Source organism: Streptomyces sp. NRRL F-2580 (assembly GCF_000720115.1).
GTDB lineage: Bacteria > Actinomycetota > Actinomycetes > Streptomycetales > Streptomycetaceae > Streptomyces.
The window spans coordinates 1-12,753 of record NZ_JOIR01000033.1; the positions used below are offsets into that span (position 1 = coordinate 1).

The following is a 12,753-nucleotide window of genomic DNA, read 5'->3' on the forward strand; positions in this document are numbered from 1 at the left end:
TCCTCCAACACCTACTCGCCACCTGGACCGGCACCTGCCCAACCTGCCGACAACCCACCTGGCAGCCCTACGACACCACCTAACAAAGCCCTACTAGAGCGTGTCCGGGCGATCTTGTAGGGCCTTGGAGATGAGGTCGTGGATGAGGTATTCGCCGGGGGCCCGGTTTTCCTTGAGGCGGGGCAGGTTGTCGGGGCCGAACCAGTCGTAGGCGGTGTGCTTGGACCATTCCAGGGCGGGGTGGTCCAGGTCGCCGTCGACCTCGATGAGGTAGTCGGCCTCGTGCCGCTTTCCGGCCCCGTCGTCGCCGGTCCAAGTGGTGATCCCGAGGAGGCGCCGGATGCGGCGCAGGCGCCAGCCGGTCTCTTCCTCGACCTCGCGGGCGAGGGTGTCCAGCAGGGACTCTCCGGGCTCGACGTGGCCGCCGACGATGTCCCAGCAGTCGGGGAAGAGCCGCCGGTGGGGGCCACGCTTCTGAGCGAAGGCTTTGCCGTCCTGGTTGAGGATGACCGCGCCGACCGCCCAGATCTCGCCGTCGGCGGGGACCGGGATCTCGACGTCGGCCTCCACGGCCACGTAGTGCTGATCGTCTGGCATGTCCTCCACTGTAGGGCCGTGTCCAGCCGCTGACCTGGAGCGTTGTCCGGAGCATGGCGGGGCGGGGAGACCTTTCGGACGGGCAGAGGGAGCGACTCGAGCCGCTGCTGCCGGTGAGCAACAACCAGTGCGGGCGGTGGCGAGACCACCGGCAGGTGATCAACGGGATACTGCACCGGGTACGGACCGGAGTGCCGTGGCGAGACCTGCCGGAACGGTTCGGCCCGTGGAAGACCGCGTATGAGAGGCACAGGCTCTGGTCAGCCGACGGCACCTGGGAACGGCTGTTCCAGCAGGTCCAGGCCGCTGCCGACGCGGACGGCGAGATCGACTGGGACATCTCGGTGGACTCCACGGTGATGCGGGCCCACCAGCACGCCGCCGGCGCCCGCCGCCGACGCCGAGTTTCCCAAAAGGGGCTACCGCAGCAGAACACCAGAGCGAGAGGCCGTGGTTGAGGCTGCTCAGCCGCCTGATGGCGGGGGCGCGGCGGGCGAGGGCCTGGGCCGCTCCCGCGGCGGGTTCACCACCAAAGTCCACCTGAGCGCCGACGGCCGCTGACGCCCGCTGTCCCTCACCGTCACCCCGGGACAGCGAGCGGACTGCACCCAGTTCGAGCCGGTCATGGACAAGATTCGCGACCCCCGGGCCGGAGTCGGCCGTCCCGCCGCACACCGGACAGCCTCAGCGCGGACAAGGCGTACAGCAACAGCACCATCCGCGCCTACCTCCGCAGACGCGGCATCCGCCACGTCATCCCCGAGAAGAAGGACCACAAGGCCGCCCGCCTGCGCCGAGGTTCACGCGGCGGACGACCACCCGGCTTCGACAAAGAACGCTACAAAAAGCGCAACACGGTCGAACGCGCCATCAATAAACTCAAGGCCCATCGAGCTGTCGCGACACGCTTCGATAAACGCGGCTACGTCTTCCTCGGCACCGTCACCGTCGCAGCCCTGGTCATCTGGCTCCGCTCATGATCGCCCGGACAGGGTCCTTTTCAAAGACCTCGTACGGTCGGAGGTGTCGTCTCATCACTAACGAATGGGAGGTGGCTGAACTGATCAAGACCAGACGGCGGGGCGCCCGCTAGTGCCGCTGGGCGGGCCCGAAGGCGGGTGGGCTCTGGTCGTCCCCGGCAGGGCCGACGTCGCCGCTCTTCCACTCCGGATCGTAGGCGCAGGGCATGCTGACGCCGCCGGTGAAGTACTCCCGGTCCGGGTACCAGGTGAAGGACATCCGCTCGTCGCCGCCGGCCCGCTGGACGAACAACTCCCAGTCCCTGCCCTGCTCGCCCTCGCCGTAGGACGTGATCTTCCAGCCGTTGTCCTTGAAGAACTCGTGCAGTCGGCGGAAGCCGGGGACCGCCTGGCTCGCCGGCACGTGGTCCAGGGCCCAGTTGTGGCTCATCGAGTAGGCGCCGTCGACGGTCTTGTCGTCCAGCCCCAGCAGGCCCCCGTCGTGGCAGAAGCTGGAGCCGAACGTGTTCTGCGTGCTGACGCCGATGTCCTCGACTCCGGGTTCTATGGTGCGCTTGAACCCCACGACCTCGTAGGCCTTCTGGGAACGCTGGAGGGCGCGGTCCGCCATCTCCTCGGGTGCGACACGTGGGAAGTCCGTGTCCGTCGAACCCCATGCGAGCGTGGCGAGCAGAACGAGTACACCGACGAGCGCCGCGCCGCCGCATCCCAGGGCGCCGAGGAGGCACGAGGAGGCCTGGGACCGGCTCGGGTCAGGGAGGGCGGCGCTTGGCACGGTCTCGTAGGGCATGCGAGGACGCTATGCGAGCGGGATGCGCGGCGGATGGGTGCGGTGACCGGTCTCGGAGTGAGTACGCGTACTCACATGACCTGCGCCATCGAGGGTGTCAGGTGGGTGTGTGGGCGGCTTTGTTCGTTGTGGTGCCGTCTTCGTCCTGGGCCTGCGAAGCCGCAGGCTGCTGCGGAGCGGGCGGGGTGCGGATCAGCAACGCGACCAGCACGGCCAGGGCGCCGAGCGCGGCGCCGACGCCGAATCCCCACCGGATGCCCGTGGCGAGGGCGCCGGTGGCGTCGGCGCCGTCGGCTGCTGCCGTGGCGGCGTGTCCCGACATGACGCTGATGACCAGGGCGGTGCCGGCGGCGGCCGCGACCTGTTGGAGCGAGCCCAGGATGGCGGAGCCGTGGGGGTAGAGGTGCGGAGGCAGTACGGACAGGCCGGAGGTGAAGACGGGGGTGAAGACGAACGCCATGCCCGCACTCAGGGCCACGTGAAGGACGAGCACCAGCCAGGGCGGGGTCTGTTCGCCCGTCAGGGCGAACAGCGCGAGGCAAAGCGCGGTGAGTACGGCTCCGGGTACGACCAGGCGTGGTGCGCCGAGCCGGTCGTAGAGCTTGCCGACCTGTGGTCCGAGCAGGCCCATGGTCAGGCCGCCGGGGATGAGGAGCAGCCCGGTCTGCAGTGAGGTCAGACCGCACACCTCCTGCAGATAGATCGGCAGCAGGATGAACGCACCCATGAGGGCCATGAAGGACAGGCACATCAGGCCCAGTGCCACGGAGAAGTGACGGAACGTCAGGGCGCGCAGGTCCAGCAGCGGTGAGGACGAGCGCTGCAGTGCCAGCTGTCGCCATACGAACAGGCCTACGAGCACGGCGCCGGCCAGGGTGGTGGCCTCCGGGGGCACGAGGGCCCGGGCCGCGTTCTCGGCACCGAGCCCGCTCAGGCCGTAGACCAGGGCACCGAAGCCCGCTGCCGCCAGGGGAACGGACATCCAGTCGATGGGGGCGGCCTGCGGCTCGCCGATGTTGACCAGTTTCCGCCGACCGAATACGGCCATGGCTCCGGCGATGGGAAGCACGGCCAGGAACAGCAGGCGCCATGACCCCAGCTGGAGCAGCACACCGGAGACGGCGGGGCCGAGGGCGGGTGCGACGGAGATGACGAGGGTGATGTTGCCCATGACACGGCCGCGGTCGTGCGGGGGCACGAGGGTCATCAGCGTCGTCATGAGCAGCGGCATCATGACGGCGGTGCCGCCGGCCTGGACGACGCGGGCTGCCAGCAGTACGGGGAAGGTGGGCGCGGCCGCGGCCAGAGCCGTGCCGGCGAGGAACAGCGCCATGGCGAGACCGAAGGCGGTTCGGGTCGTCACGCGCTGGAGGAACCACCCTGTCACCGGGATGACGACGGCCATGGTGAGCATGAAGGCCGTGGACAGCCACCCTGCTGCGGCTGCGGTGACCTCGAACTCGCGCATGAGCCGCGGGATCGCGTTGACCATGATCGTCTCGTTGAGGAGGACGACGAACGTGGACAGCACGAGAATCCGCAGCACGGCGTTGACCCGGGCGGGCGAGGGGACGGGTGTTTCGTGTGGTGCGGGCATGGCGCCTTCCGTCATGTGAGTGTCCTCCGCGCGTGGCGGTCACACTGACAGACTGCGGCGCCGGGAAGAACTCATCGGTCTTCCCCCATCCTTTCGGTGCCGCCGCCCAAGCTCAAACCATTTTGCCGACCCGGAACGCCAAGAGCGGCTTCCGGAGCAGGCCGGCGCCGAGCCGGGCCCCCGCCGGGCGGGGAACCAGGCTCATCCGTCGTTAGTCGCAGCAGTCGCAGCAGCACTTGCACGGATTGCAGCAGCCACCACCACCACCGCAGCAGCCGTCGCCCGAGCCACCTCCGGAACCACCAGGGCCGCCGGATCCCTGACCCCCGCCCCAACCACCGGAGGAGCCGCCCGAGTTGCCGCCGCCCTGACCGCCGCCCTGGCCGCCGAACCAGCCGTCACCCCCGGAACCGTCCCGGCTCGAACCGCCGTTGCGGTTGTCGTCGCCGAACTGCCAGGGCTCTCCGTCATCCTGGCCGGAGTCTTCGTTGCAGCGGCAGCATGTGGAGCACAACCTGCAATCGCCGCACAACCGGCCCCACTCGCGGCACCGCCGACACTGCCCCTCCGACGGCCTGCCCGACGCCATCAACCCGCCCTCCGGGGCCGCGCCCGCAAGGTTCCCTATGCCGCAGGCCGTGCCCGTCCCGGTCCCCGAGGGCGTTTCCACCTCCGCACGACGTCCCAGCCAGGGCAGCATGCGCAGGCCCCGTACCCGGCGGGGGCGCTGATGGTGACGATGCCGAGGGTCGAAGACCCGATCGACGGCACGCTCCAACTCGCCGCCCAGGAGCGCCCGCACCAGCCGACCGTCGACGAACTCGGCATCGGACAGGGCGAGCCGGATTCCACGGACGGCGTCGTCGCAGAGCCGGCGCACCTCGGCGCGGTCCGCGCCGGTCACGGCGATCGGGTTCCACGCGCCGGACGCCTCGTCCGCGTCCAGGTCCTCCACCGCGTCCAGCAGATGCGCCAGCCGACCGAACAGACGGCCGGCTTCCGCCAGCGGTTCGGCGTTGTCCGGGCGGTCCGTGAGCACCGCGGTGTACGCGAAGGCGGCTGCGGTCGCCGTCTCCGCGGGCTCCGTGACCGTCAGCAGCGAGCCACCGGGGCCGGTCGACCGCTCGATGTCCGGCTGGCGCTCGACCGCCTCGAGCAGCAGTGCGGTGTCGAAGCCGAGCCGTTCGCCGCCTGCGACGCCCGCACGGTCCCAGTTGCGGGCGATCCGGCGTGCCGCCAGCGCCACCGGGCGACGCCCCATCAGGCCGTCGCCATCGGCCACATGGTCACGCATCTTCGCTGCGGCCAGCACCAGTGACACCGCCGCCGCCAGCCGCGCACCCTCGCCCTGCGCCACGTCCGCCGACCGCATCCCGCGCAGCGGGCACGGACCGGCGCCCCGCCGCCAGTCCCCGGTACGCTCCGACTGCGCTTCGGTCAGCACCGAGACGATCAGGCCGTCATAGTTGGTGGCCACCCTCGCGAACTGCCCGTACTCGCTGCGCAAAGCCAGGCAGAGCCCGCACAGATGCGCCATCCACTCGGTACGCAAGCCCTCGCCCAGGCGATGACGGCACGGCCTGATGATTCCGAACACCGAAGTTCTCCCCCGTAGGAACAGCTGCCCGGACGCATCCGGTCGGACGGCTCACGGACGCGAAACTGCACGTGAGGCACGACCCGGCGTGACGTCAACCGCATGTGACATCAACGCGCGGCCGACATCCTAGAGGGTCCCTTCCGAGGGGCGTCCGATGGACCGCCGCGTCCTGCCACCGTGGCGTACCGAAGACGTGGCACGCCCAGTCACGGCGGCCGTGCTCCGTGGGGTTTGATGTACTCCGGTCGATCAGCGTTCTCGGTAGCGTGGTCATCCACTGCATGGAGTGACCATGCGCCCGGCTGGTCCGTACGAGGAATGCCGGCGGAGAGCAATGAGGCTGCGATGAGTGAACTGACGAAGCCCGTGGTCGAACTTCCGGAGGGCGATGCTCCCGAGGAGCTGACGGTCCGGGACCTCGTCGTCGGGGACGGGCCCGAGGCGAAGCCGGGCAGGGTGGTCCGGGTTCACTACGTCGGGGTCACCTTCGAGTCCGGAGTGGAGTTCGACGCCTCCTGGGACCGGGGCCAGCCGTTCAAGTTCGCCGTGGGCGGTGGCAGGGTCATCAAGGGCTGGGACCGGGGACTCAGGGGGATGAAGGTCGGCGGTCGGCGCGAGATCATCGTCCCCCCGCGCCTCGGCTACGGCAACCAGTCCCCCTCGCCGTTGATCCCGGCGGGTTCCACGCTCGTCTTCGTGGTGGACCTGCTCTCCGTGGTCTGAGGAAGGTGCTCAGGCCGCACCGGCACGGCGGTTCCGCTCCCGGTCCGCCAGGACGTGGCTGCGGCGGCGCGGCACCAACTGCCGAAGCCGGCCCGGTGGTCCGGGGCGGGGTGGGCCGGGCATTGGGTACGCTCTCGGTTGACTTCGGGGCGCCGGCAGGTGCTGAATCGCCGCAATCAGAGATGGATCCCATGGGCAGCGCACCTTTCGCCGACTTCTTCCAGCCGCTCAAGGCGGACGACCCGGCCGTCGTGGGCGGTTACCGCCTGGCGGCCGTGCTGGGCGCGGGCGGCATGGGCAAGGTCTACCTCTCGTACACGCCGGGCGGCCGGCCCATCGCCATCAAGGTGATCCGGCCCGAGTTCAGCGAGGACCCCGAGTTCCGGCGGCGCTTCCAACAGGAGGTGCGGGCCGCGGAGCGGGTCCAGGGGCTCTACACCGCACCCGTCATCGACTCGGACACCGAGGGCCCCCAGCCCTGGCTGGCCACGGCCTACGTTCCCGGCCCCTCGCTCGCCCACGCCGTCGCCCGGCACGGCGCGCTGCCGGTGCGCAGCGTGCTGCTGTTGACCGTCGGGGTCGCCGAGGCGCTGCACGTCATCCACGGCGCGGGCATCGTCCACCGGGACCTGAAGCCGGCCAACGTGCTGCTCGCCTCCGACGGCCCGCGCGTCATCGACTTCGGCATCGCCCGGGCCGCCGACTCCACCGCTCTGACCAGTACCGGCGTCAGCGTCGGCACCCCGGCGTTCATGGCGCCCGAACAGGCCTCGGCGGGCACGGTCACCCCGGCCACCGACGTCTTCGCCCTCGGGCAGATCGCGGCCTTCACCGCGATCGGGGCCTCCGTCTTCGGCGACGGGCCCTCGCACGCGGTGCTCTACCGGATCGTGCACGAGGACCCCGACCTCAGCGCCCTGCCCGAGGAGTTGCGGCCGGTGGTGACCCGCTGCCTCAGCCGCGATCCGGCCGACCGCCCGACCCTGACCGAGGTCATCGAGCTGTGCAACGCGGCCTCGGAGGCCCCGCTGCGCCAGGGCGAGGACTGGCTGCCGCAGGCCGTCGCCGGTTCCCTCACCGAGCGGCGGCAGCTGCCCGCGCCGGCGCCCACCCCGCCGCCGCAGCCGCCGACGGCCGCGGCGGCTCCGACTCCGACTCCGACCGAGGTCTCGCCGCAGGCACCCGCCGCCGCGCCCGGATACACGCCGACGGGTGTGGCCGCCGCGCCGACGCAGACCGCTCCGGCGCCGGGGGCTTCGGGGGCTCCAGGGGCCATGCCGCCCGGTTACCCGACGCCGCCCCCGTACGCGCAGGCTTCGTACCCACAGCCGCAGTACAACCAGCCGCAGTACAACCAGCCCCAGCACACGCAGCCCTCGTACGCCCCGGGCCACAGCGCGCCGCAGCCCTTCCACACCCAGGGCTTCGTTCCCGTTCCGCCCGCTCAGCGCCCCAAGCGGACGGGGCTGATCGTCGTCGGGGCGGTGGCGGCGGCGGTCATCGGGCTCGCGGTCATCGGGTCCCTGCTGCCGGACGGCTCCGGCAAGGGCGGGGGCGACAAGCCCTCGGGCGGCTCCAGCGCCTCGCAGAAGGCGCCCGACCCGCAGCCGGTCTCGTACCAGGGCATCGACGTGCCCCAGAACCACCAGGTGATGTTCGCCGACAATCCGCCGCGCCCGGCCGAGGAGCCGACCGGCGCCGGGGTGCTCTACGGGCACGCCGACCTCTTCTTCTACCGGGACACCCTGTTCGGGGACGAGAAGTTCGGTACCACGAACGGCAAGCTCGTCCTGCTGAACAACTCCGAGAAGGGCTCCCTGGAGACCTGCCGCGCCGTGACGCGCTTCACCGAGAAGGTCGGCCTCGACCAGCTCACGGACGGGTCGCAGGTCTGCGTGCTGAGCAAGGCCGGCCACATCGCGCTGGCGACCTTCCGCGGCAGGTCGGGCGGAAAGAACGAGACCGCCTTCATCACCCTCGACCTGACGGTCTGGCGCAACGCCGAGGCCGCGGCGAAGAACTGAGTCGCCGGGCCCCCACCTGCGCGCGCCGGACCGCCTGGCACCGCCGGCCACGGCAAGGGGCCTCTGTTTCCCATGGGTTCGGCCGGCCCGTCGCTCGCGCACTCGACGGCCTTGCGCAGCCCATGTCCTTGCAGGGGCGGTCGAACTCGTCGACGATGCTTTCAAGCCCCGGCCTTCCGGATCCCACCGGGCCCGGCTCGGGCAGGGGAGAACAGGGGAGACAGTGACAACGAACAGCAATCCGAAGAAGCCTCGCTCGATGGTCGCGGCAGCGGTCGTCCCGCTCTTCGTGCTCGCCGGGCTGCTACTGGGCCCTGCGGCAGCCGCCTCGGCAGCCGCTCCGGCCGCCCGTCAGGCTCCTGCCGCCGCGGCGCTGCCGCAGGGCGGTCTCCTCGCCGGCGCCGGCGTGGCAACCGGCCTCCAGGCACCGACGTCGTCCCAGGTCCGGGCCACCACCGGGACCAAGAAGGGCAAGAAGAAGAGCAAGAAGAAGGGCGGCCTGTTCAAGAAGCTCGTGATCGTCGTGATCGTGGTCATCGTGCTGCTCGTCGTCCTGTACGGGGTTCGCCGGGCGCTGCGCCGCAGGTCCGCCTAGGAATCGGCGCCGGGCCGGTGCGTCACCGCCCGGCCCGCCCGAGCAGTCCAGGGCGTCCTGCCCTCGCGGGGGGAGGGACGGCGCGGGCGTTCCTAGGCCGGCGGCTCGTCGGCAGGGGTGGGCAGCCGCCGGAGTTCGAGCAGAGCCACCGCGATCTTCACTCCGGTGGAAATCGTCAGGGCCTGGAGGAACGGCATACCCATCAGCCACAGGGCGACCGTCATGGCCGTGAGCACCAGGAACGCCGGTAGCAGATTGGTCCGCCTGAGCGCGGTCCGCAGGTGTCCGGCTCGGCTGCGACGCCGGGGCGCCGTGCCGATCGGACGGTCGGCGACGCCCTCCTCGTTGGCCTGTGGCATTGCCTGCTGCCCCTTCCTCGCGCTCGCCCCCGGAACCGAGCCTCGGCTGCGCCCCGGCGCAGTGCCACTGCTGCAAGCCGCCCCGCCGCCGTCCGGCGTACAGGTTCACCTCACCGGCCCCGGGTGAAGGCCGTACCGCGCTCGGAGGTGGTGGCTCGCGGCCGGGTCCTGTCCAAGGCCCGGCGGCCGAGCTGCACCGGCCGGGCCGGGCCGGTGGCTCAGGCTGCCGTCGGGGCGTCGGAGATCGGGTGCACCTCGACCGGGTCGTCACCGGGCTTCCCGCCCGGTCCGGGGCAGGCGGACGCCCGTGCGGCGATCTCCAGGGCCCGTTCCTCGCTCTTGACGTCGACGACCCAGTACCCGGCCAGGATGTCTCCCGCCCGGGCCGGCCCGTCTGTCACCTGCGGCCGTCCGTCGCTCCCGGCCCGCACCGTCTTGACCTGCGCGGGGCCTCCGAGGCCCTGCCCGTCCACCCATTCCCCGGCGGAGGTGAGTTCGTTGTTGAGGGCCTCCATGTGGGCGAACATGGCCTGCATGTCCTCGTCGGAGTACGACGACATGACGGCGTCCCACTCGGCTGCCGGTACGTTCATCTGGATCATGTACTTCATGTTCCTCACCCTTCCGGGGGGACCGTTCCGCTCGGCGTGCTGACGAAGGGGTAGACCGGCGGCCGCCGCGTAACTCATCGGTGGCGGCGGATCCGGATCGGTCCGCGGGCCGTGCCCGGATCGACGGGACGCCCGCCCTGGGTGACGTCCACCTCGCCGGCCTCGACCAGCCGCCGGGCCGCGCACCTCGCCGGTTCCATGAGCGCACGCCACCCGTCGTCCTCCCCCGGGTACGCCGCTCGCGCGGCGTCCGAGGGGCAGATCGTCGCGGCGGGCCCGCGACGATCCAGCAGCTCCAGGATGACGCGCTCCAAGCGCTGCTCCGCATGCCGTTCGCTGTCGCCCACTCCGCCAGTGTCGCCCCGGTCGCGCCGGGCCGCCCCTGAGCTACGCGGCGTCTCGCATCGCGTCCGCTTCGGGGGCCACGACGAGGAAGGCGTCCCTGTCCAGGTCCATCACCACGGTCACCCGCTGACCCCGCTCCCGGCACCGGGCCGCGTACTCCTCGGCGGGCCAACTCCCGTACGGATCACCGGCGGGAAAGGAATCCAGAACCTTCGTACCGCGCACCGCCACCACCTCCTGAGACACGAACCGTCCCTACGCCGCGTGCCCCGGCTGCCCGGTCCCCATGCCCCCTCCCCGCAGGGCCGTGCCCACAGTGCGGACGGTCACCTTGACGCCCGTGGATGCTTAGGCCAGCCTTACCTTTGCTTGCTCCTCGCCGGTGTGAGCACACCCCGCAGAAGATCTCTGGAGCAGCAATGTCCGCCGCCGACGCCACCGCGACCCCCCGAAGACCTGGGCGGGAAGCAGAGCTTCTCCGGCTCCCCTCGTGGTGTGGGACCGCGGCGGCGTCCCTCGCGGTGTGTCTCGGGTGGGCGGCCACGACGTGGATCGCCGTGCACCTGCGCGCCGACGTCACCCTGCACACCGCGGCGCTGTTCGTGCACCTCGCCTCCCTCGTCCTGGGCTTCGGCGCCGTACTCGCCATCGACTACTACGGCGCCCTGTGGCTCACGGGCCGCAAGACCCTCCGTGAGGTCCTCGACTCCACCGCTCCCCTGCACATGCCCGTGTGGGCCGGTCTGGGTGGCCTGCTGTTCAGCGGCGCCTTCCTCCACCCCGATCTCGCTTCACCGCTGACGTGCGTCAAGCTCGGTCTCGTCCTGGTGCTCTCGCTCAACGGCGTCCAGGCGTCGGCCCTGCACCACCGGCTGGCTGCCGTCGAAGGCGGCTCCGCCCCCCGCTCGCTGTTGATCCGCGGCGCCGTGACGGCCTCCGTATCGCAGGTTGCCTGGTGGGGCGCGGTCGCGATCGGCTTCTTGAACAGCCGGCACTGATCACCCCGCCGAGGCCTCTCAGCCCGCCTTCCCGCCCTTGACGCCGGACGCGGCGACTGAGCCGGGCCCGAACCCCCTGGCGATCAGCCACCCGGCCAGCCCGAGCTCCCAGGCGAACACCGGGAGCGCGGCGACCGACCCCGCCACGGAAAGCTGCGCGTAGGCCCCGAACATCACGGCGACGGCCGAGAGGCAGATCAGCGGCCCGCCGACCAGCCCGAGGACGGCGATGAAGCGCGGCACGAGCCGTGCGCGGTACGCCAGGTACGCAAGCACGACGGTGTTCAGACCGAGGGCGATGTTGGGCCCGAGCAGGAACGTCCAGTCGTGCAAGGCCGCGAGCGCGGCGTCGGCGCCGGCCGACGCCCCCGCGTCCCGCCGCAGGGTGACGAGTGCCAGGACGGCGACGATCCCCAGGGCGATGACGGCCGCCTCCAGCAGCCGCCCGAAGGCGTACCCGAGCGCCAGCCCCTCGCCGTGACGCCGCAGGACGGGGAACAGCGCCGCCCCGGTGCCGGCCACCGCCACCACCAGCACCACCTCGCAGAGCACCCCGAGCAGCGCCTGCGTGTCGGCGCCCTGCGCGAGCCGGCCGTCCACCGCGCCCAGCAGGGGGCGGTACAGAACGGCCCCGGCTATCGCGGCGACCTCGGTCAGCAGGAACAGCGACCCGGCGGCCACCGCGGTTCTCCGGTCCGGATTCATCTTCTCGGTACCCCTCACTCCATGGTGGTGTACACCGTACACCTGGCGGCAACCATAGGTGTACGACGTACACTCGTCAAGGAGAGGGTGCTGTCGAGGAGAGAAGGGGCCGAACCGGAATGACCCGGCAGGAAGCCGCGCACACGCAACGGATGCCCCTGAGCAAGGACCGCGTCCTGCGCGCCGCCGTCGCGCTCGCCGACGCCACCGGCATCGACGCGCTCAGCATGCGCAGGCTCGCGCAGGAGCTCGACGTCGTACCGATGGCCCTCTACAAGCACGTGGCCAACAAGGAGGAGCTGCTCGACGGCATGGCCGACGCCGTCGTCGGCGAGATCGACCCGCCGGCCGCGGGCCCCGACTGGCGGCACGTGGTCCGCGGGCGGATCCTCTCGGCCCGGCGGGTCCTGCTGCGCCACCCCTGGGCGGCCCGGGTCATCGAGTCCCGGACCGGGCCCACCCCGGCCGTGCTGGGGTACCTGGACTCGATGGCCGGGAGCTTCCGGGCCGGCGGCCTCTCCGCCGACCTCACGCACCACGTCATGCACGCGATGGGCAGCCGCCTGCTCGGCTTCAGCCAGGAACTGTTCGACACCTCCGGCCCCTCCGGCCCGCCGGACCCCGGGCTGGCGGCGCGCTACCCGCACATCGCGGAACTGGCCGCGACCGCGGGACACGACGGGGGCTCCACGGTCGGTGGCGGCTGCGACGACCAGTTCGAGTTCGAATTCGCCCTGGACCTCCTCCTGGACGGATTCGAGAGCCTCCGCCGCCAGGACTGGACCTCCGTGCGGAAGGCGTAGCAGGTGCGCGGGCGGTGCGCGCGGCC

The 12,753-nt window shown here is 71.4% G+C and carries 14 protein-coding genes and 1 pseudogene; 6 read left to right on the top strand and 9 right to left on the bottom strand.

All coding sequences use genetic code 11. The features are described from left to right. Positions 1 to 93: 93 nt before the first annotated feature. Entirely contained in the window at positions 94 to 597 is a 504-nt protein-coding gene (locus tag IF88_RS0129285; RefSeq protein WP_030719004.1) for an NUDIX hydrolase, read from the bottom strand. A 53-nt stretch (positions 598 to 650) separates the two neighbouring features. On the opposite strand from IF88_RS0129285, the pseudogene IF88_RS45770 reads away from it, so the two are divergent. Further along, a pseudogene (locus IF88_RS45770) lies at positions 651 to 1,577 on the top strand (IS5 family transposase). A gap of 109 nt (positions 1,578 to 1,686) precedes the next feature. On the opposite strand, the gene IF88_RS0129295 reads toward IF88_RS45770, so the two are convergent. From IF88_RS0129295 to IF88_RS48380, 3 genes are all read right to left on the bottom strand, one after another. Beyond that, positions 1,687 to 2,367 carry a hypothetical protein gene (locus tag IF88_RS0129295; protein ID WP_030719007.1) on the bottom strand — a complete coding sequence of 227 codons (681 nt, stop codon included), beginning with the start codon at positions 2,365 to 2,367 and terminating at the stop codon, positions 1,687 to 1,689. Between the two features lie 97 nt (positions 2,368 to 2,464). After that, the gene (locus IF88_RS0129300; RefSeq protein ID WP_030719010.1) at positions 2,465 to 3,964 is read right to left on the bottom strand and encodes a DHA2 family efflux MFS transporter permease subunit; all 1,500 of its coding nucleotides are present in this window, start codon (positions 3,962 to 3,964) and stop codon (positions 2,465 to 2,467) included. 211 nt (positions 3,965 to 4,175) lie between these two features. Then, entirely contained in the window at positions 4,176 to 5,561 is a 1,386-nt protein-coding gene (locus IF88_RS48380) for a DUF5685 family protein (protein WP_030719013.1), read from the bottom strand. A gap of 348 nt (positions 5,562 to 5,909) precedes the next feature. Here IF88_RS48380 and IF88_RS0129310 point away from each other — a divergent pair, with 348 nt between their 5' ends. The 3 genes from IF88_RS0129310 to IF88_RS0129320 all read left to right on the top strand — a co-directional run bounded on the left by IF88_RS0129310 (position 5,910) and on the right by IF88_RS0129320 (position 8,906). Next, complete coding sequence (locus IF88_RS0129310) at positions 5,910 to 6,287, top strand: FKBP-type peptidyl-prolyl cis-trans isomerase (protein ID WP_030719016.1); 378 nt, start codon at positions 5,910 to 5,912, stop codon at positions 6,285 to 6,287. A gap of 191 nt (positions 6,288 to 6,478) precedes the next feature. Then, positions 6,479 to 8,311 carry a protein kinase domain-containing protein gene (locus tag IF88_RS0129315; protein ID WP_030719019.1) on the top strand — a complete coding sequence of 611 codons (1,833 nt, stop codon included), beginning with the start codon at positions 6,479 to 6,481 and terminating at the stop codon, positions 8,309 to 8,311. A gap of 259 nt (positions 8,312 to 8,570) precedes the next feature. Next, a complete protein-coding gene (locus IF88_RS0129320) occupies positions 8,571 to 8,906 on the top strand; it encodes a hypothetical protein (RefSeq protein ID WP_030719021.1) in 336 nt (111 codons plus the stop codon). A gap of 92 nt (positions 8,907 to 8,998) precedes the next feature. Here IF88_RS0129320 and IF88_RS0129325 read toward each other — a convergent pair whose 3' ends face one another. The 4 genes from IF88_RS0129325 to IF88_RS0129340 all read right to left on the bottom strand — a co-directional run bounded on the left by IF88_RS0129325 (position 8,999) and on the right by IF88_RS0129340 (position 10,467). Next, the gene (locus IF88_RS0129325) at positions 8,999 to 9,265 is read right to left on the bottom strand and encodes a hypothetical protein (RefSeq protein ID WP_030719025.1); all 267 of its coding nucleotides are present in this window, start codon (positions 9,263 to 9,265) and stop codon (positions 8,999 to 9,001) included. Between the two features lie 218 nt (positions 9,266 to 9,483). Next, positions 9,484 to 9,876 carry a YciI family protein gene (locus IF88_RS0129330; protein WP_030719029.1) on the bottom strand — a complete coding sequence of 131 codons (393 nt, stop codon included), beginning with the start codon at positions 9,874 to 9,876 and terminating at the stop codon, positions 9,484 to 9,486. A 74-nt stretch (positions 9,877 to 9,950) separates the two neighbouring features. Then, complete coding sequence (locus tag IF88_RS0129335; RefSeq protein WP_030719033.1) at positions 9,951 to 10,223, bottom strand: DUF3253 domain-containing protein; 273 nt, start codon at positions 10,221 to 10,223, stop codon at positions 9,951 to 9,953. Between the two features lie 40 nt (positions 10,224 to 10,263). After that, on the bottom strand, positions 10,264 to 10,467 hold the full coding sequence (locus IF88_RS0129340; RefSeq protein ID WP_199808154.1) for a hypothetical protein: 204 nt from the start codon (positions 10,465 to 10,467) through the stop codon (positions 10,264 to 10,266). Positions 10,468 to 10,778: 311 nt separating this feature from the next. Between IF88_RS0129340 and IF88_RS0129345 the strand changes: the two genes are divergently transcribed. Then, a complete protein-coding gene (locus tag IF88_RS0129345) occupies positions 10,779 to 11,219 on the top strand; it encodes a hypothetical protein (RefSeq protein ID WP_199808155.1) in 441 nt (146 codons plus the stop codon). 18 nt (positions 11,220 to 11,237) lie between these two features. Here the strand turns inward: IF88_RS0129345 and IF88_RS0129350 are convergent, their stop codons facing one another. Next, positions 11,238 to 11,942, bottom strand: a complete 705-nt coding sequence (locus IF88_RS0129350; RefSeq protein ID WP_234323739.1) for a DUF4386 domain-containing protein — start codon at positions 11,940 to 11,942, stop codon at positions 11,238 to 11,240. Between the two features lie 101 nt (positions 11,943 to 12,043). On the opposite strand from IF88_RS0129350, the gene IF88_RS0129355 reads away from it, so the two are divergent. Beyond that, positions 12,044 to 12,727, top strand: a complete 684-nt coding sequence (locus tag IF88_RS0129355) for a TetR/AcrR family transcriptional regulator (RefSeq protein WP_030719052.1) — start codon at positions 12,044 to 12,046, stop codon at positions 12,725 to 12,727. The last annotated feature ends 26 nt before the right edge of the window (positions 12,728 to 12,753 follow it).